The following is a 19039-nucleotide window of genomic DNA, read 5'->3' on the forward strand; positions in this document are numbered from 1 at the left end:
AAATCAATTGCCAAAGCAACTATTGCCATTTAACCTATGTGCACTATTTGCCGAGGTACTCTATGTTATCGAAAGAAAAATCCCTTTATGCCCTCACCAACGCCTTGCAACCGGTTCGCCGGGTATGGAAACAGGCCGCGACGTTGGTGATAGCTAAAACCGGCATCTCCATGTCGCTGGCTACGGTTGTGGTATGGGTACATCGCAATCCGCAAGGTATCAATCAACGCGATCTGGCGGAAGAAGTCGGCGTCAATCCGGGCGCACTGGTGCGATTGTTGGATCAGGCTGCAGCGTTAGGCTTTCTCGAACGGCAGGAATTGCCGGGCGATCGCCGGTTTAAAACCTTGCTCATCCTGCCCGCCGGTGCCGAACTGGCCAAAAAGATCGAAGCCGCGGCGGACAAACTTCGAGTCGAATTGATGCACGACGTGCCGCTGGAAGATATAGAAACCGCCACGCGCGTTCTGCGCCTGTTTGAAGAGCGCGCCAGTCAATACCTGCAACAGGCCGACAATGAACCATGAAAGTAGGTAAACCGCAGCTGCTGTATGCGGCGAAGATGTTTATCTCCGCCATGCTGGCCTTTGCACTGGCGGAAAGCATTGGGCTACAGAACCCTTATTGGGCCATGGTGACCTGCTGCGTGCTGAGCAATCCGGTCAGCGGCGCCGTACGCGCCCGTGCTACCTACCGTTTTTGTGGCACCCTGTTCGCTGGTGCATTGACACTGGCGATCTCAGCATTGCTCAGCAACACACCGATACTGCTGATCGTTGTCGCAGGATTGTCTTCTTCTCTAATGCTGGCCATCTCTTATCTCGACCGCACGCCGCGTGCTTACTTTTTTCAGTTAGGCGCGATCACCATGATGCTGGTCGCCATCGCCAATATTAATCACCCGGACACCATGTTTACTATGGTAGTCACTCGGGTAACGGAGATCTGCCTGGGGATCCTGACGGTGACACTGGTAGACAGCGTACTGTTTCCCTCGTCTTTGGCACCGGTATTACGCTCACGGTTAAAGGGCTGGTTATCCGACCTGGCGCGCTGGCAGGAAGATAGCCTCGACGGCAAGGCGGGTGATGCACAGGTTGAAGCGGATCGCATTCGCTTGCTGAGCGATATCGCCTCATTCAACCAGATGATGACCACCCTCGGCTATGACAGCTCGGTCGATAAAAGCACCCGTCAGGCAGCAATATCAATACAGCAGCGAGTATTGCAGATCGTGCCGCTGCTCTCCTCTATCGGTAGCAGCATCAGCGCCTTGCCAACCAGCCTGCAACCCGCGCTGCAGCCCTGGTTGGATGAGGTACGTCAGCAAGCCAGTGAAAATACGCTGAACTATGCGCGCCTGAACGTCCTGCTACCCGCCGACGAGTCGCTTTTCCCCTGGGAGAAATTGATTGTCGATGAACTGTCGGAACAGATTGAGGGCTGGCTGAAACTGTGGTCTGAAGTTCAACAATTGAATGCTTTTCTGGAGGGCGAGCCTTTACCCGCGGCACTGCAGGCACAGATGATGCGCTGCCGCGTATTCTCGCCGCCGCCGGATGTCGGCATCGCGCTACGCATGTTCGCCGGTATTTTGACGACCTATATCCTGCTGTGTGGTTTGTGGTATTTCACCGGTTGGGCACAGGGCGCCAACATGGTGCTGATGGGGATCGTAGCCATCGCTTTCTTCGGTGCCGGTGACAACCCCGGTGCCACCATTGCCACCTTTGGCCGTTTCGCTGCTGTCGCCATGGCCCTTGGCGCCCTGCTCAGCTACGTGCTACTGCCGCTGGCCGGGGATTACGGCAGCTTCCTGATCGTGATGGGCCTCTTTCTGCTACCGCTTGGCGTTTGGGCCGCAACCAATCCGCTGGCTACGCTGGCGATCGCGCTGTCGCTCAGTAACGTCAATTTTCAGGGGCACTATGCACCGAACAATATGGGACTGTATCTGGAAAGCACCACCGCCACGCTGATCGGCGTTTATTTTGCTTTCTTATGCGCCGCGCTGTTCCGGCGTTGGGGCACCGACCAAGTAGTGGCGCGGCTAATTCGCAAGGATGCACAAGAGATGTTAGCTATCAATCGGCACGTTTGTGAAGCTGACTTGCAGCGCTACCAGGCTCGGGGATTAGATCGCATTAGCGCACTGGGTAGCCGCTTGGCCACGGTTGGCCAGGTTGACTGCAGCCCGCAGCTGTTGGTGCGGTTAAAAACCGGTATCAACCTGATTCAGTTACAACAGGCCAACGAATTCAACAATGGGGCTGTAAGGCTATCCGAATTGCTTGCTGTGTTTCGTCAACTCTCGCTGGCGGCGGAAACACCACCGGTACTTCTGAGCCAGATCGACGCCGGTCTGCAACAGGCCTGGCGGCAGAACGATCGACGTACGCTGCGACCGCTTACCCGATTACGGCTGTTACATTTCCCTACGGCATTGCACTGGAACCCACAACATGATCGGTGAAATCAACATTGATGGCATTTTCATTTCGCCGCTGTTGTTGTGCCTGATATGCGCGTTTTTCCTGCGTATAGCGCTTTCCTGGGTATTGAACAAGGCGGGATTTTACCTTTTGGTGGCACAGCGCCCGTTATTCGACACCGCCCTGTTTCTCATTTTGGCCGGACTGTTTTTCCATGTCCTTAAATTGTTAACCACCCCCTGAGGACTCCATGTTTCGTGAACGTACCGTCGCCCTAATACGCCCCGTACTGACCCTGGTTGCCGTGCTGGCCGCTATAGGTGTGCTGTGGCAACTTTATCTCTATTACACCTACGCGCCTCAAACCCGCGACGGCAAGATCCGTGCCGACGTGGTGCCTTTGGCCACGGATGTCTCAGGTAAAGTGGACAGCGTAAATATCCACGATAACCAGATGGTGCATAAGGGGCAGCTTCTGCTTAGTCTGGATAAAGTGCGTCTGCGCAATGCGCTTGAACAGGCAGACGCTGCCGTGGAACGTGCCAACGTGCAGTTAGCCTCCTCCCGGCGCGAGAATCAGCGCTATCAGGCGCTACAGTCGGCAATCTCACAGCAGGAACGCGACAACCACCGCGACGCCCAATCACTGGCCAAGGCCAATCTGGATCAGGCTCTGGCCGATCAGGCGTTGGCGCGTATCAACCTGCAGCGCGCCGATCTCTATGCGCCAGTGGATGGCGTAATAACCAACTTCTCTTTACGGCCGGGAGCCTACGCAACGGCAGGTCAGCCGATCATGGCGTTGGTAGACTCCAACAGCTTCTACATCGCCGGCTATTTCGAAGAAACCAAACTGGGCCAGATACAAAACGGTGATAAGGTCATTATCCGTATCATGGGCGAACGGCGACCACTGTATGGTCACGTCGACGGACTTTCCGCTGGTATCAACGACAGCGAACGTACCACTGCCACGGGTAACCTGCTCGCCAACGTAAACCCGACGTTCAGCTGGATCCGTTTGGCGCAGCGCATTCCGGTACGTGTCGCCATTGACCAGGTGCCCAGCGGCGTAACCCTGATCGCCGGACGTACGGCAACAGTTAGCCTGAGTGAAAATTGAGGGCAATCCGTTCAGGCAGCCCCCACAATAGCGCAACAGCTTAGCCCGCCGCGTTGTTACGATGAAGGGCGCGCGAGACGGCGTTCAGCAACTCCGGAATGTCCATCTTGGGCAGTACGACTTCTATAAAGGCCAATTGGCGGCTGTTGGCCACCTCAAGCAGCGCCTGCTGTAACTGTTCCGGTTCAGTGACGCGCAGCGCCTGCATCGAATGTCTCTCAGCCAGTGCTTGTGGCAACAATGTCCAATTCCACTGCGCGATATCGTTGTAGCGTTGCTCAGGGCCGTGAATCGCTCGTTCAATGGTGTATCCTTCGTTGTTCAACAAGAAGATGACCGGTTTCAACCCATCGCGCAGCATCGATCCCAACTCCTGCGCGGTAAACTGTGCAGAACCGTCGCCGATAAGTAAGATTACCCGCCGCTCCGGCTCAGCGGTTTGAGCACCATAAGCTGCCGCTAACGTATAGCCCACCGAGCCCCACAACGACTGAACGATAAATTTGCAGCCCTGCGGCAAATTCAGCGCTGCCGCACCAAAGCAAGCCGTCCCTTGATCTGCAAAAATAATATCGCCGGGCCGCAGGAAGTCTTGAACCTGTTGCCAGAAAACCTGTTGATCAAGCCGACTATGGGTAGCATTCGGCTGCACCGGGCGATGAATTACCGGCGGCTGCCACTGTTTTACCAGAGATAAACTGAGCTGGTGCAACGCCTTAACCGCTTCCTGCATCGGGATCTGGCTGAACACTTGTTGCCCAACTCTGGCTTCAAACGGATGAATACTGATGCACTTTTCCGCCGGTAACTGGTGGCTGAATCCGGCCGTGACGATATCGGAGAACACCGCACCGACGTTGATCACCACATCCGCCTGTTCTATCGCTTGTCTAACCTGCGGGTCACTGGCAGCACCGGCATAGGTGCCGGTAAAACCGTGGCGGGTTTCGTCCATCACACTCTTACCCAGCAGCAAGGTAGAATGCGGTAAATGAACCTCACTCATCCATTGATCCAATGCCACATCAACATTGAAGCGCTCCGCCAACAACCCCGCCAATACCGAAACCCGGTGAGCCGCTTGCAGTTTCTCACCTGCCGCCACGATAAAGTCCTGTAGCGACGCTTCCGACAGGCAGGGCTGACGCAGTTTCAATGATAAGGGCCGTGAAGCCAACGGGGTTTCTGCCACATCGCAGGGAAGCAGCAAATACACAGGACGACGTTCAAAGAGTGCCGTGGTCAGCAGGCGATCGATTTCTGCTTCCGCATTGTCTGCGGTGAGGCAAGCCTGGGCGATGGTCACTTCTTTTGCCATACGGGCAAAGTGACCGAAATCACCGTCGCCCAGCGAATGATGCAGTAAACGGCCGCCTTGCTGTGCACGCAGGGCCGGCGCGCCGACCACGTGGATCACCGGTACATATTCGGCATAGCTGCCGGCGATGCCGTTCACGGCACTCAGTTCCCCCACGCCGAAGGTCGTCAGCAGTGCTGCCGCCGTATTGCAACGCGCGTAACCGTCAGCAGCATAGGCCGCATTAAGTTCGTTGGCACAGCCAACCCAGGTGACGTGTTGATGAGCGATCACATGATCGAGTAACTGTAGCGTGTAATCACCAGGTACCCCGAAAAAATGACGGATGCCGATCTGAGCCAATCGGTCGAGGAGATAATCTGCAACGGTATAGTTGTTAGTCATGACGACTCCCTGCCTTTAAAGGAAAAAGCACGGTTAAAAAACCTGTTGCGTTGGACGCAACACGATTTCATTGATATCCACATCGGCAGGTTGCTCAATTGCATAGGCGATGGCGCGTGCCACCGAATCCGCCGAAATGGCCTGTTTATAAAAGTCCTGCACGAACTGCACACTCTCGGCGTCCGAGCTGCCAAGCTTCAATTCTGAATCCACCGCTCCCGGACAAATGGTTGTGGTTCGGATATGCGCCCCAACCTCATGCCGCAACCCCTCAGAAATCGCCCGCACCGCGTACTTGGTCCCGCTATAAACTGTCCCACCCGGGCTAAAAACCTTTACCCCCGCCACCGAAGAAATGTTGACGAAGTGCCCGTCATTTTGTTGCTCGAACACCGGTAAGACTGCGGCGATACCGTACAGTACCCCCTTGATGTTGATGTCTATCATTCGTTCCCATTCATCAACTTTTGTCATGGTGATCGGCGCAATCGCCATCAATCCGGCATTATTGATAAATACGTCTATCCGACCAAATTGCGCCACGGCGGCGGCGACCATGGCCTTAACCTCTTCACGCTCAGTGACATCGACCTTGACCGCCAGCGCTTTACCGCCGGCGGCAATGCATTCGTCCACCAGCAGATCAAGGCGTTCCTTACGGCGGGCAGCCAACACCAGGGTGGCTCCAAGGGTGGCCAAATGGCGTGCGGTTGCCTCGCCCAGTCCACTGCTCGCGCCCGTAATCACAACGACTTTGCCTGAAATTTGGCCCATACTGTGCTCCTGATAGCTAATCACCGGTTTATTTAGCGGCTAATCAGCATGTTAGAAATGACTCAAAATGAGGGGGAAGGATCCGCACCATGACGAATATCAAGCGGCGAGTCGGTGATATCTATATGGATATCGCCGGAATAACTCTATTATTACCGTTGATATATCAAGTCATTAATGAATGCGCATTTAAGCAATGACGACCTCAACGATAGAGACGTAACAGTCGGTATCAATGATGCGATTTAATTTTAAATCGACACTGGCCAACATCGAACGCAATTTATCCTCAGTACGTGTTTGCCCACCGTCGAAACTCGCCAGCAGTAATAAGTCAAGTTCATTACCGCCATGCCAGCTATTACCTTTCGGGATCACCGGCTCCATAATCAACAGCTTTGAATTCTCATGCATGGCATTTCGACAGCAGCGTAATATGGCTTTCGCCTGGTCGTCAGGCCAGTCCATAGTGATATATTTTAACAGGTAAAAATCTGCCGTTGGACAGGACTCAAAGAAGCTCCCTGCTTGAGTTTCCCAGCGTGAATCATCACCCAATTCCCCAAGGCGGTTTCTGGCCAATATTTCAGGGCGATCAAATAGAATACCGTGCAGCGTTGGATTACTGCGTAAAACGTTCAGCAGCAGTCCGCCCATGCCGCCGGCAATATCGACGACGGTTGTATTTTCAGGAAAGGTATAGCTGCGTGTTAAGAATATGTTCTCCACTGCTGACATGGAAGACATGCCGGTATGAAAATCATACCCTTCTTCCCTTTGATTACTGGCCTTTGACCAATATTCGTAGAAGGACAAGCCGTACAGATTTTTAAAGGAGGATTCGTGGCGCAAGCTATCGACGAGGTTACCCAGCGGCAACCAAAATGTCTCATCGGTCAGCATCATGACCGCAGAGCGCAATGAGTTGGGGACATCGGAACGCAGAAATTCTGCGGCAGGCGTCAGTGCGAACTGGCCACCTTCGGTTTCTTCAAATATTTTTTTCGATGCGAGCATGCGCAGAACACGGTACAACTTCTGCCCGTCGACATTGACCATTTTCCCCAGCTCATCCGCGTTCTTTGCGCCTTCCTTGAGACAATCGGCGATGCCTAAAACCGCTGCAGCCCTAAGCGCCCCCTGATAAGTAAAAGCCATAGATTGCTCTAATAAATATACCGCAGCATCAGCATGCTCAGATATACAATTTGAATCATTCACCATGATATTATTTCCTCTATTTAACTATTCGTTAAAATAAATTAAAAAAGAACTTATCAAATAACAGCATTGCTTAAGATGATTGTCGTACAAATAACCTTGTACGCAAATCAACCTGGGCCGCCTGGTGATGTGCAATTAATTCAATGTTGTGAGTCAAAAAGTCATAAATATTAACTCGTTACAAAAATTTATTTAAAGATTTACCATGCCAGTTTAAACATGAGATAACCACGCACTGCAACTATTTCATAATGACAAAAATAAATTCCCACCAGGGAATAAATGCCATTTAATTAATTGCAATGCTAATCAATAAACAAGGTGACGTTAACAAGTTATTTTAATGTTGATATTTTATTGTGGGATGAAGTTTGGCCTCTTTATAAATAAAGTCAAACTTATTTGAAGTAAAAAGTCCTAACCGACAGATAATTTGGAAATTATTTTATGCTAATCATGATTAAATGAAGGTGGGATAGGAAGTATATATTACTCCATCGCCCTAACCCCTTTTATCAGCACATTTTTACTTATGAGGGAAAATGGTCAAAAAAGTTACGTCGTCACGGCAGGATTGGAAATACGTTTTGAATCAGAACTCCCCGCTGAGTGACGGGGAATTCCACCAGATAAGCCAATGTGGGCACCAACCTGGCTTATCTGCTGTCAACCCTGGCGGGCCAGTTCCACGCCATCGAGTTCAGAAATTGCCAGACAGAATACTTCAGTGATGGCATCCACCGTGTAGGCGGTTTTGGCCGGGATCATCAACATCTCATGAGCCTGTAGAGTCTGATCGCCAATTTTTAGCTCACCCGACAGGACCATCAGCTTGACCCAGCCCGGATGCATTCTGGCTGACTGATGACTGCCAGCATCAAGTTTCAGCAGCGCCGTGTGCCCTTGCGCCTCACGTTTCAAGATATGGTAATACACTCCATCGTAAGGCATTTTCTCGTAGTGCAGTGTCGCCAGTGTTCTTTTATGCATGATAGCTTCCTAGTAATCGGTGATTAGTTGGATCAAGTATCACAATTCCCTAACGGCCTATCGGCCTGTTAATAAATATATAGGACGTATGCCTCATACGCAAAAACTCACTTTTGAGAACTCAATCAGCCAGATCGCTTAAGAATTTCCGGGCAGGAACAAAGAAGTTAACGCCGGCGACGGCCGTGGAGAAATCAAGGATCCGGTCATGCAATGGGGCTGGATTGCCAATGAACATACGCTCAAGCATCTTCTCAATCACCCAGAGGTGACGTGAATAGCCGATAAAATAGGTGCCATATTCGCCGCGCCCCGGAGAGGCGAAGGGCATGTTATCGCGCAAAATGTCGTGTTCACCCTGCTCGTCTTCAATGGTGCACAGAGTCTTATGTGATTTTTGTCCCTCTGTCGCATCCGGCAACTCAACGTTATCAAACTTGGTGCGTCCGATAATGGCTTCCTGGGTTTCCACCTTCTGTGCGCGCCAGGCGGCCATATTGTGCAAGTATTTCTGTATCACCACATAGCTGCCACCCGCGTAGTCAGGATCCTCATCACCCACGATAGTCGCCTGTGGCAAGGCCAGTCCCACCGGGTTCGCGGTACCATCGACAAACTCCAGCAGGTCACGTCCGTCAAAATAACGGAATCCCGCGACCTCATCGACGACAGTGATCGAATCGCCAAAAGCTTCCAGCAACATTTTCTCGAACTCAATGATCAAATCTGTCGCGCCTGCACGGACGTGGTACAGCAAATCGCCGGAGGTGGCCACGGCCGTATGCTTTGCACCTTTAATTTCCTTAAACGGCGTCAGCTCTTTGGGTACGGGTTTTCCACTAAGGCTCTCCCAGACGCGATGCGCAATGCCGACGTTACAGGTGAAGCTGACATCAATGGATCGTATCTGGACATTTTTAATCAGGTCTTCGGTACTGGCGATTACGGCTCGGGCAGTGGCGAGTGATGCACTATCGTCTTTGACTTTGAGGATAAGAAAGGCGGCAGCGGCCGTCATGGGTGCATCAATGTATTGTGGTTCGGTCTCAAGCGCGCGTTGCGCCAAAGACAGTGGTGAAGTTGATTCTTGGCTCACGAAAATCTCCCCAAATGGGTGAGTAATCAAGGGTATTTATCTTAGCGTCGATGATGCCGCATAGCCAAGCTATATCCCTGCAGATGCCATTGACATGGAGTAACAAAGTGATTGGCGGGAATAGCAAAAACGCCCGCAGAATACGGGCGATATCCAGCACATTGGTATCCTGCTAGCCTTTTTTAGACTGCCGCTCACCGGCAAACAGCCCTCGCTCCCTGGCCCAGACAATGGCTTCGCTGCGGCTGTGTACGTCGAGTTTGGAGTACACCATCGCCACATGATTGCGCACGGTATTGGGAGCAAGATTGAGTCGCGTGGCGATTTTCTTGTCTGGCAGCCCCTCACAGATTAACCCCAGCACATCCCGCTCACGGGCGGTAAGATCGGTGAAGGAAAATCCGGACAGGTTGGGCTTATTGATGCTTTTCACATTGGCCAGCTTCTCGAGCAGCGTCTGACTGAACCAAGAAGCGTCCTGCATCACCTCCTCGATGGCGGAAACCAACTCCAGTTCCGAACGTTTACGCTCGGTAATGTCCATCATGACCAACAGATAACAGGGAGCGTCATGAATACTCACGGCATCAGCAGACACCACGCAGTCGAGCACTTCGTTACCCTTCTTGCGGAGTTTAAGATCCTGGCTTTCTACGTTGCCGGTTTTTCCCAGTAAGGTAAACAAGCGACGACATTCCCCCTGTCCATCGATGAAATTGATATCCTCGACTCTCTTGCCGATCAACTCCTCAGCGACATAGCCGGTGGTTTTCATAAAGGCTTCGTTAATATCCAGCACCTGCTGCTTGTCCGCGGTGCACACCAGCGTGGGGACCGGGCTTAAACGAAAGGACTTGGCGAACCGCTCTTCACTCTCGCGCAATGCCGACTCGGCCTTACGGCGAGGTTCAAGATCGGTGAAGGTAAACAGCATGCAATCGACTTCGTTAATATCCAGCGGCTGACCGGCGACGATCACCAGCTTGGTTCCTCCGGCTGGCAGTTTTAACTCGGCCTGCATCTGCGGAATGGTTGCCCCTTCACTCAGTCGTTGCACTGCCAGATCCTTATGCTCCGCTTGTTCCAGCACATCCAGCGCGTAGACCGAATTACCCATCACCTGTTCGCGGCTATAGCCGGTCATATCGAGAAACCCCTGATTAACCTTGATGTAACGCAGGTCGCTCAGGCTACAGATCACCGCAGGCGCCGGATTGGCATTGAAGGTTTTTTCAAAGCGTTCCTCGGCGCTGGCCCATTCGGTGGCGTCACTCAGGATCAATACCAGCAGCTCGGGTTGCCCTTTGGCGTCAGTGATAATCAGGCTACGTAAACGGTGAACCCAGAGAAAATCCGGCTCGCCAGCGGGCCGTACCTCGACCAGTACGTCGCTGAACTCCTCGCCGGCAGCCACCCGGTTAAGCGGATATTGCTCTGAGCTCAAAGGATGATTGTTGCGATAACGCAAGGCAAAACGCTCTTCATACTCCTGGGCATTGGCACCCAACTCACTCAGTTTGGTCAACCCATGCATGCTCAGTGCGGCCTCATTGGCCCACAGAATGGTCCGGTCGACTTCAGTCAGGATCACCCCTTCGGTCAGTCCTGAGATGATCTGTTGTAGTTGGCTACGGTTGGTTTCGCTGGCAAGAACGGACTGGCTCATTATTTCTCCATAAGACAAAAGGTCTCAGGCCACCGGGCGGCGATCGGCACTCCTGACAATGACACGACTTCCCAACCAGCATAGTGCTTAAGTAGTTCATTCGCGGGGTGTGAATGCACTAGCTCCATGGGTGCAAATGAACCGGGACGTTGAGTGGTGCACAGCGGCAGACTGATTCTGTCGGTGCAGCGGAGTGCTGCGCGTACAACCACTTGTCCAGTAAATATAAGGAATAACAATGACCACTGTCTATGAATCCAATCGCCTGGCGTTTAACGTTTCATGGGGCTCAATATTGGCCGGGAGTGCCATGGCGCTGGTGACCTATCTGATATTGAGCGTACTGGGTACTGCTGTCGGCGCATCGGCCGTGGATCCGCTGCACGCAGGCAATCCCCTGAGTGGCTTCGGCGTGGGGACCGGCATCTGGCTGTTCGTCACCACGTTGCTTTCACTGGCCGCAGGGGCCTTTGTCGCCGGCCGTACGGCCCCCAACCGCGGTGGCTTGCATGGCCTGTTGAGTTGGGCAGTCACTACCTTGCTGACCACCTGGCTGGTTATTTCATTGGCGAGCGGCGTGGTCGGTCTGGCCGGCAGTGCGGTTGGCAAAGGGTTGTCTCTGGCGGGCAACGGTGTGGCGGCGGCCGCGCCGGGCATTGGTGACAGCGTTAAACAGCAACTTGATAAAAAAGGCATCAGCCTGGATTGGGATGACCTGCAAAATCAGTTGGCTACCACGCTCAAGCAAACCGGCAAGGCTGAATTGGATCCGTCCAACCTGCAACAAAAAACCGAGCAGGCCGGTGCAGATGGCAAGCAGTCGGCGACCGATGCGGCTAGCGATCCTGCGCAGGCGGCCGCGGAGCTTAAGCAATGGTTCGAACGGGTTAAGCAATCTGGTGAACCTACCCTGAATGCCGCGGATAAAGACGCGCTGGTGAACATTGTCGCCGCACGTACCGGCAAGAGCCACGCTGAGGCGACCCAAATTGTCGACAACTACGCCCAGGCTTATCAGCAGGCGGTACAAAAAGTTGAACAACTTAAGGCTCAGGCCGAGCAGAAAGCGCGTGAAGCGGCTGACGTTGCGGCCAAACAGGTATCCCGTGCCGCCTGGGGCTCCTTGCTGATGTTGCTGTTGGGTGCCGGGCTGAGTTTTGCTATCGGACGTATTGCGGTGTCAACGCGTCGTACTTTAGTTGTGAGCGAATGAAGATGGACCTTTCAACCAAGCGAGAGCTGTCATCCATCTCATTAAATTATCGTAAAGTCGTGGGGGCGTCGCTACCGGTGCTGACCCTCGATTTCTACAATGAAAAAAACGAGCGCTATACCCTGCGTTATAACTTGCCGCCGGACACGCCGGAACGGACAGAGCGACGGGTGTCTTTGCTGCTGCATCTGCTGAGCAAGCAGAAACCGCTGGAGATTGATGACGCGACAACTTGATTCAAATTAAGTGACCCACCAGGCCCGAGCCGGATACGCTACCGGACTCGGGCCTTTTAATGATCTACTTGACCACAATCCCCCATTTCTTCATGCGCGACAGCAGCGTAGTGCGCTTGATACCCAGACGCTGTGCGGCGCCTCGTGGGCCGGCAACCACACCGTTGGTTTCCTTCAATACGCGAATAATCCGTTGACGATCGTCTTCACCCGCCTGCACAGGCTCTGCCGTGGGCAAGGGTAAAGCCATCGACGGCACCGGATAGCGCAGTTCCGGCAATTCCAGGTTAAGCACCGTGCCACGCGTCAGCAAGACTGCCCGCTCGATGACATTTTCCAGCTCGCGCACGTTGCCCGGCCAGGGCATCTGGCTCAGCAGGCGCAGAGTTTCCGCCGGAATGCTGTCGATGGTGCGCTTCATCCTGCGTGCAATTTTATAAGTGAGAAACTTCACCAATTGCGGGATGTCTTCCGGCCGTTCACGCAATGGCGGGATGACGATCGGGAACACGTTCAGCCGATAAAAAAGGTCACTGCGAAACTCCCGGTCGGCCACCATTTGCTGCAGGTCACGGTTGGTAGCAGCAATCAGGCGCACATCCACCGAAATCACCTTGTTGCCGCCGACCCGTTCAAACTCCCTTTCCTGCAGCACTCGCAGCAGTTTAGGCTGCAGTTCCACCGGGATTTCACCCACTTCATCCAGAAACAGCGTTCCCTTATCCGCCAGCTCAAAACGCCCCATCCGCTGGTTGGTTGCGCCGGTGAAAGAGCCTTTTTCATGACCAAACAGATCGCTTTCCAACAGCCCGGTCGGCATCACCGCACAGTTCATTTTCACCATGCGCTGATCACGTCGCTCGCTCAGGTTGTGGATAGCGCGGGCAATCAACTCTTTACCGGTGCCGGTTTCACCGAGGATCAGCACCGAACAGTCGCTTTTCGCCACCATTTCAACCTGTTTGAGCACCGCAGACATCACCACGCTACGCCCGACAATCTCGCCAAAGTCCGGGTTATTGCCGTTGATTTGCTCAGTCAGATAGAGGTTTTCATGTACCAGGCTCTCTTTGAGGCGGCTGATTTCCTGGTAGGCCAGCGCGTTGTCCACCGCAATGGCGATACGCTCGGCGATCTGCTGCAACACCCGCAGATTGGCGGCATTGAAGTTGTCCGGCTGGCACTGCGCCAGCTTTAATACGCCCAGGGTCTTGTTGCCAAACACCAGCGGCAAGACGCACAGCGTTTGGATCTGGTCATGCCAAAGGTCAAACAGCTGGCGTTCGTAAGCCGCCAGGCGATCGGAATGTTTCAGATTGAGCAGCAGCATTTCCCCACTCTGCATCACCTGTTCGGATAAGGTACCGGCCAGCGCTACGCTGTACTGTTGACGTTCAACCACGTCGTCTTGCAAATAATGGGTGGAATAGATGGTCACCTGATCGGTTTTATCGACGCATAACACCATGCTGATGGCATCGATCTTGAAAAAGCGGTGGATCTCGGTGGATATTTCGCCAATCAAATCATCCAGATCGAGCTTCGATAACACGGCGTTGGTGACGTCGACCAAAACGCGGAAATCGTCACGCTCATGGCACAACTGCCGTTGGCGGTTTTCCGCCTGCTCACGCAGCCTGATCTGTTCCACCGCCAGCGCAACCAATTCCATCAATGCCTGCAACTGCACCAGACTGGCATCACTGAAGGGTTGCGGGCTACTGCGTAACAGCTCACAACCGCCGATCAGGCTACCGCCAGCGTGCAGCGGCATCAGGCAATATTGGTTAAACGGCAGATACAGCGCCAGGGCGTTGATTTGCGGGTAACGCGCATGCAGATCTTCGCTATGCCAGCGCTGTGGCAACGGGCTTTGTCGCAGTCGGCTCACCGGCCCGTTAGCCAGCAAAGTTTCATCCTGATAGATGACCGGCTGCCGCTGCGCATCCAGCCCATGAAAACTGACCCGCTCACTGTGCATATCAAACAGCACCAGCGTCACATGGTCTGCCAGTTGCTGACGTTGCAGCACCTGGCGCAGTTGCCGTAACAGATCGGCGAAGCTGTGCTGACTGAGCAGCGTACGGGTGGTTTCCAGTAATTCTTGTTTTTCTAATTGTGCATTCGACATTGTTTATCACTTGCCTGAGTCGCGATGATGATTTTAGTGAGTCACGTCACAAAGTGTAACGCTGGGCGACAAGGTTCTCCCCCGACAGGATCAACAAATGCGCGGCAAAGGCTCGGCATGCGGTAAATCCAGCAGGCGGCTGATGCCATAAGCGCCCTGCAGTCTCACTTGCCGCCCGGCAGTCACCCGGCCAATCAGCGTAGCGGCCTTGCCCAGCGGATGCACCTGTAACGCAGCCAGTACCGCCTGTTCGGCTTCCGGCGCGGCCACCACCACCAGTTTGCCCTCGTTGGCAAAGTTGATGGCATCCAGCCCCAGCAACTCGCAAATGCCTCGCACTGCCGGTGCTATCGGTAACAGGTTCTCTTCAACTTCAATCCCCACGCCCGCCGCACGAGCAAACTCATGCAAAATGGCGTTCACCCCGCCACGGGTCGCATCGCGTAATGCCCGCACGCCGTTAATGGCCCGCAATGGCGCGATTAACGGTGCCAACACCGCGCAATCACTGATCACATCCAGCGACATCCCCAGCTTTTCCCGCAGGTTGAGGATAGTCGCCCCGTGATCGCCGAGCGTACCGCTGACAATAACAGCGTCACCGGCGCGGATATGGGTCGCCGCCCAATCCAATTCCGTTGGGATCACCCCAATACCGGCGGTATTGATAAACACTTTGTCGGCCGCACCGCGCTGCACCACCTTGGTATCCCCGGTCACAATGCGAATACCGGCCTGCTGCGCGGTGGCAGCCATCGAAGTCACCACCCGCTGTAAATCGGCCAGCGGCAAGCCTTCTTCGAGGATGAAACCGCAGGAAAGATAGCGCGGTAACGCCCCGCTGACCGCCAGATCGTTAGCCGTACCGCAGACCGCCAGTTTGCCTATATCACCGCCCGGGAAGAAAATCGGGTCAATCACGTAGCTGTCGGTGGTAAAGGCCAATCGATCGCCCAGTTGGGTTAATTCGGCCAAATTCAGGCGGGCCTGATCTTCACGCTGATCCAGCAGCGGATTGGCAAAGGCCGGTAAGAAAACCTCATCCAGCAGTTGTTGCATCGCGCTGCCGCCGCTGCCGTGAGCCATAGTAATCACGTTATTCATGCCGGGGTTTCCTCTGTTTCACGGCGGTATTGGTACCAGGCGGCGCAGGCACCTTCCGAAGACACCATTAGAGCGCCAAAAGCGTTTTGCGGCGTACAGCCACCACCAAATAGTGGGCAGTCGCGCGGTTTGCAACGCCCGGTCAGCACCTCCCCACAGCGGGCATGAGGATCGTCAGCCACCTGCCGGTGCTGCGGGCGGAAACGCCGTTCCGCATCAAAGGCGCTATAGGCCGGGGTTAAGGCAATGCCCGAATCGGCAATAGTGCCAAGACCGCGCCATTCGCTGCCGCCGCCCAGCACAAAGACTTCGCTCATTGCCTGCTGTGCCAGCAGGTTGCCCTGTTCCGGCACCACCCGGCGGTATTGGTTTTCGGTTCGGCTCTGCCGGCCCACAAACTGTTCAACCAGCATCATCACCCCTTGCAGGATATCCAGCGGTTCAAAACCGGTCACCACCAGGGGTTTATGGTATTGCCGACTGATAAAGTCATAAGGCTGGGTACCGATCACCATGCTGACATGGCCAGGTGCCAGAAAGCCGTCGATGCGCACATCCGGCTGTTGCAACAGGCTGCGCAAGGTGGGGATCAGGCTGATGTGCTGGCAAAACACGCTGAAGTTATTCAGCCCTTCCAGCCGGGCCTGTTGCAGGGTAATGGCGGTGACCGGCATGGTGGTTTCAAACCCCAGGGCAAAGAACACCACCTGCCGCTGCGGGTTTTGCCGCGCCAGCATCAAAGCATCCAACGGCGAGTAAACCACTCGCACATCTGCGCCGCGCTCGCGGGCCTGCAGTAAAGAGCCTTGTTTGCCCGGTACCCGCAACGCGTCGCCGAAGGTGCAAAAAATCACCTCCGGGTGAGCGGCGATTTCGCAACAGGCATCAATACGCCCCATCGGCAACACGCAAACCGGGCAGCCCGGCCCGTGAATAAACTCAATCTGCGGCGGCAGCAGCTTATCCAGGCCAAAGCGGAAAATGGCATGGGTATGACCGCCGCAAACCTCCATGATTTGCAACGGCCGCTCGGCGGTAAACGGCAACTGTGCGGCACGCCGCCGGATATGCTGCAACAGGGTTTTTACCCGCAGCGGATCGCGGAACTCATCAACGTAATGCATGGTTGCCTTCCCCCGCCAAAAACAACGCCACGTCCTGTTCCACTTCCCCCATCGCCTGCAGTGCCGAAAGCATCTCCTCGGCCTCTTGTTGATCCAGTCGACTCATGGCGAAGCCCACGTGGATCAACACCCAGCAGCCGATCATCGCTTCCCTGGGCTCACCTTCCTGACGTACCAGCGCAATATTCACTTCCCGCTGTACACCACAGACCTCGGCCCAGGCGTGCTGGGGCTGCTTTTCATCCAGCGCCACGATCTGCCCCGGAACGCCTATGCACATAACTGTTTCTCCAGCCAGGCCAGCCACTGGCTCATGCCTTCACCGCTGGTCGCCGAAAGGGGAATCACCTCAATGGTCGGGTTCACCTTGCGGGCATTGTCGATACAGGCTGCCAGGTCGAAGTTCAAATAAGGCAGCAGATCGATTTTGTTCAGCAGCATTACCCGAGCGGCGGCAAACATATGCGGGTACTTGAGTGGCTTGTCTTCCCCTTCGGTAACCGACAGCACCGCCACCTTATGGCGTTCCCCCAGATCAAAACTGGCCGGACAAACCAGATTGCCGACGTTCTCGATAAACAGCAGGCTGTGGGGTTTGAGTTCCAGGCGCCGGGCGGCCTCGTGAACCATTTGCGCATCCAGATGGCAGCCTTTACCGGTATTGACCTGAATCGCCGGCACGCCGGTGGCGCGGATACGTTCCGCGTCATTGGTAGTTTGCTGGTCGCCTTCCACCACCGCGCACAGGTGCTGACCACGCAACCGCAGCAGCGTTTCCGTCAGCAGCGTAGTTTTGCCGGAGCCGGGGCTGGAAACCAGATTCAGCGCCAGAATATGTTGCTCGGCGAAATACTGGCGATTCCCCTCCGCCAGACGATCGTTCTTGTCCAGCACCCGGGTTTCAATTTCCAGCATTCGGCGCTGGCTGATACCCGGTGCATGGGTGCCCGCCAGCCCCAAACCGTAATGCAGGTCACCCTGCACATTGCGTTGCGGACGGAATGGCACCTTCACGTCCCCTTCAATGGTTAATTCACCCTGGGCACAACCGCAGGTACTGCACATATTCATTCCCCTCTGTTATTCAATTTCCAGGCGTTTTATTTGCAAGCCATCATCGGCCTGTACCCGCAGATTTCGTCCGCTACAGTGCGGACAGACCAGCACCTGCGGTAACAGCAGCTCGACATCGCTCTGGCAGTCATGGCACCAACACTGCGCTTTCTGTTCCACCAGATGCAGTTCGCAGCCTTCGGCCAGAGTGTCGCGACACACCATGTCAAAACAGAACCGCAGCGATTCGGCCTCGACGCAGGAAAACGCGCCAATCTCGAACCACACCGCGGTGATCCGTTGCGCATTATTTTGGCGAGCCTGTTGCTGCATTATTTCCATCGCATGTTGGCATAGGGTTATTTCGTGCATTCGGCCTCCGATAATGGCGATAAACGCGTTATTCCCCTCACGTTGCAAATATGATGCCAAGCCGCCAATGACATATTTGTCGAATCGGCTGTCATCGTCAGTCATTAAATAAGCCACTCCCTAAAGGATTGGCGACTTAATTTAATCGTGACCATTGAATTAAAAGGAAATAATGAAATTTACCGGAGTTTGGCACGCTTTATGCTTTAACTCGCTGACCCGGAGCTATTTCGACAACGACCATTAATTTTGAGTGAGGACCATGAGTACAATCAGTGAAGTAACCAGTCAGGCCGATTATATCGCCAACAAAAGCAATCGTCTGATGGCGCAGTGGCAGACCTACCACAGCACCCTGGTCAAAGCGGTCACCACCACCAAAAAGAAGATTAATCATCAGTTTACCTACGGCCAGGAAAACGATCTTCGCTTTGTGCTGTTCAACCACTTTACGGTCAGCATCCAGTTGAGCGAAGGGTTTTACAGCCAGGATATTTGCTACCGGATTAATCTGGCCACGGCCCATGAGCCGGAAAACTTTGCCCCTTTCGCCCATGCCACGCTGGATGAAAATGGCAATATCGACGAAGTAATAAACAACCGCGACATGCAGGCGGTATTTGAGCATTACCTGGATAAGATCGCCGTTATTTATCAATGCCTGTTTGATTCCATGCATGATGGCCACGCCATTCATGACGCACTGAAAAAAATAACCTTACCCGTCTGACCGTCGGCGTTAATCACTGACAGAAAACTGTCGAAGCGTCATTTTTTACTGACGATTTCGTCATAAATG

At 54.1% G+C, this 19039-nt stretch carries 19 protein-coding genes; 7 read left to right on the forward strand and 12 right to left on the reverse strand.

Annotated elements, in window-relative coordinates; translation table 11 throughout:
- Positions 1 to 62 precede the first annotated feature (62 nt).
- The 4 genes from FCL49_RS02375 to FCL49_RS02390 are packed head-to-tail and all read left to right on the forward strand — an operon-like array spanning position 63 to position 3555.
- Complete coding sequence (locus FCL49_RS02375; protein ID WP_174352259.1) at positions 63 to 527, forward strand: MarR family winged helix-turn-helix transcriptional regulator; 465 nt, start codon at positions 63 to 65, stop codon at positions 525 to 527.
- A complete protein-coding gene (locus FCL49_RS02380; RefSeq protein ID WP_174352260.1) occupies positions 524 to 2473 on the forward strand; it encodes an FUSC family protein in 1950 nt (649 codons plus the stop codon). The genes FCL49_RS02375 and FCL49_RS02380 overlap by 4 nt, the downstream gene beginning before the upstream one ends.
- The gene (locus tag FCL49_RS02385) at positions 2463 to 2675 is read left to right on the forward strand and encodes a DUF1656 domain-containing protein (RefSeq protein ID WP_174352261.1); all 213 of its coding nucleotides are present in this window, start codon (positions 2463 to 2465) and stop codon (positions 2673 to 2675) included. Before FCL49_RS02380 ends, FCL49_RS02385 begins: the two co-directional genes overlap by 11 nt.
- Positions 2676 to 2682: 7 nt before the next feature.
- Positions 2683 to 3555: an efflux RND transporter periplasmic adaptor subunit gene (locus FCL49_RS02390; RefSeq protein ID WP_174352262.1), complete on the forward strand. Its 873-nt coding sequence runs from the start codon at positions 2683 to 2685 to the stop codon at positions 3553 to 3555.
- Between the two features lie 40 nt (positions 3556 to 3595).
- Here FCL49_RS02390 and FCL49_RS02395 read toward each other — a convergent pair whose 3' ends face one another.
- The 6 genes from FCL49_RS02395 to FCL49_RS02420 form a co-directional block, all read right to left on the reverse strand.
- Positions 3596 to 5257, reverse strand: a complete 1662-nt coding sequence (locus FCL49_RS02395) for an alpha-keto acid decarboxylase family protein (protein WP_174352263.1) — start codon at positions 5255 to 5257, stop codon at positions 3596 to 3598.
- Positions 5258 to 5290: 33 nt separating this feature from the next.
- Positions 5291 to 6031 (reverse strand): SDR family oxidoreductase, encoded by a 741-nt coding sequence (locus tag FCL49_RS02400; RefSeq protein WP_174352264.1) that lies wholly within the window; start codon positions 6029 to 6031, stop codon positions 5291 to 5293.
- A gap of 189 nt (positions 6032 to 6220) precedes the next feature.
- A complete protein-coding gene (locus FCL49_RS02405) occupies positions 6221 to 7255 on the reverse strand; it encodes a methyltransferase (protein WP_174352265.1) in 1035 nt (344 codons plus the stop codon).
- 666 nt (positions 7256 to 7921) lie between these two features.
- Positions 7922 to 8245 (reverse strand): cupin domain-containing protein, encoded by a 324-nt coding sequence (locus FCL49_RS02410; protein ID WP_174352266.1) that lies wholly within the window; start codon positions 8243 to 8245, stop codon positions 7922 to 7924.
- A gap of 121 nt (positions 8246 to 8366) precedes the next feature.
- A complete protein-coding gene (locus FCL49_RS02415) occupies positions 8367 to 9341 on the reverse strand; it encodes a Dyp-type peroxidase (protein WP_174352267.1) in 975 nt (324 codons plus the stop codon).
- Positions 9342 to 9513: 172 nt separating this feature from the next.
- Complete coding sequence (locus FCL49_RS02420; RefSeq protein ID WP_174352268.1) at positions 9514 to 11007, reverse strand: PAS domain S-box protein; 1494 nt, start codon at positions 11005 to 11007, stop codon at positions 9514 to 9516.
- A 238-nt stretch (positions 11008 to 11245) separates the two neighbouring features.
- Here FCL49_RS02420 and FCL49_RS02425 point away from each other — a divergent pair, with 238 nt between their 5' ends.
- Entirely contained in the window at positions 11246 to 12220 is a 975-nt protein-coding gene (locus tag FCL49_RS02425; RefSeq protein ID WP_174352269.1) for a hypothetical protein, read from the forward strand.
- Between the two features lie 2 nt (positions 12221 to 12222).
- Positions 12223 to 12456 carry a hypothetical protein gene (locus tag FCL49_RS02430; RefSeq protein ID WP_254611025.1) on the forward strand — a complete coding sequence of 78 codons (234 nt, stop codon included), beginning with the start codon at positions 12223 to 12225 and terminating at the stop codon, positions 12454 to 12456.
- Positions 12457 to 12520: 64 nt separating this feature from the next.
- Here FCL49_RS02430 and flhA read toward each other — a convergent pair whose 3' ends face one another.
- The 6 genes from flhA to hypA all read right to left on the reverse strand — a co-directional run bounded on the left by flhA (position 12521) and on the right by hypA (position 18240).
- Complete coding sequence (gene flhA / locus FCL49_RS02435) at positions 12521 to 14587, reverse strand: formate hydrogenlyase transcriptional activator FlhA (RefSeq protein ID WP_174352271.1); 2067 nt, start codon at positions 14585 to 14587, stop codon at positions 12521 to 12523.
- Positions 14588 to 14677: 90 nt separating this feature from the next.
- Positions 14678 to 15691 carry a hydrogenase expression/formation protein HypE gene (gene hypE, locus FCL49_RS02440; RefSeq protein ID WP_174352272.1) on the reverse strand — a complete coding sequence of 338 codons (1014 nt, stop codon included), beginning with the start codon at positions 15689 to 15691 and terminating at the stop codon, positions 14678 to 14680.
- Positions 15688 to 16815, reverse strand: coding sequence for a hydrogenase formation protein HypD (gene hypD / locus FCL49_RS02445; protein ID WP_174352273.1), 1128 nt, complete (start codon positions 16813 to 16815; stop codon positions 15688 to 15690). The genes hypE and hypD overlap by 4 nt, the downstream gene beginning before the upstream one ends.
- Positions 16802 to 17095 (reverse strand): HypC/HybG/HupF family hydrogenase formation chaperone, encoded by a 294-nt coding sequence (locus tag FCL49_RS02450; RefSeq protein WP_174352274.1) that lies wholly within the window; start codon positions 17093 to 17095, stop codon positions 16802 to 16804. Before FCL49_RS02450 ends, hypD begins: the two co-directional genes overlap by 14 nt.
- Positions 17086 to 17880 carry a hydrogenase nickel incorporation protein HypB gene (gene hypB, locus FCL49_RS02455; protein ID WP_174352275.1) on the reverse strand — a complete coding sequence of 265 codons (795 nt, stop codon included), beginning with the start codon at positions 17878 to 17880 and terminating at the stop codon, positions 17086 to 17088. Before hypB ends, FCL49_RS02450 begins: the two co-directional genes overlap by 10 nt.
- A gap of 15 nt (positions 17881 to 17895) precedes the next feature.
- The gene (gene hypA / locus FCL49_RS02460) at positions 17896 to 18240 is read right to left on the reverse strand and encodes a hydrogenase maturation nickel metallochaperone HypA (RefSeq protein ID WP_174352276.1); all 345 of its coding nucleotides are present in this window, start codon (positions 18238 to 18240) and stop codon (positions 17896 to 17898) included.
- Positions 18241 to 18502: 262 nt separating this feature from the next.
- Between hypA and hycA the strand changes: the two genes are divergently transcribed.
- On the forward strand, positions 18503 to 18970 hold the full coding sequence (gene hycA / locus FCL49_RS02465) for a formate hydrogenlyase regulator HycA (protein WP_174352277.1): 468 nt from the start codon (positions 18503 to 18505) through the stop codon (positions 18968 to 18970).
- Positions 18971 to 19039: the final 69 nt, after the last annotated feature.

This window comes from Serratia proteamaculans, assembly GCF_013337185.1.
Taxonomy (GTDB): domain Bacteria; phylum Pseudomonadota; class Gammaproteobacteria; order Enterobacterales; family Enterobacteriaceae; genus Serratia; species Serratia proteamaculans_D.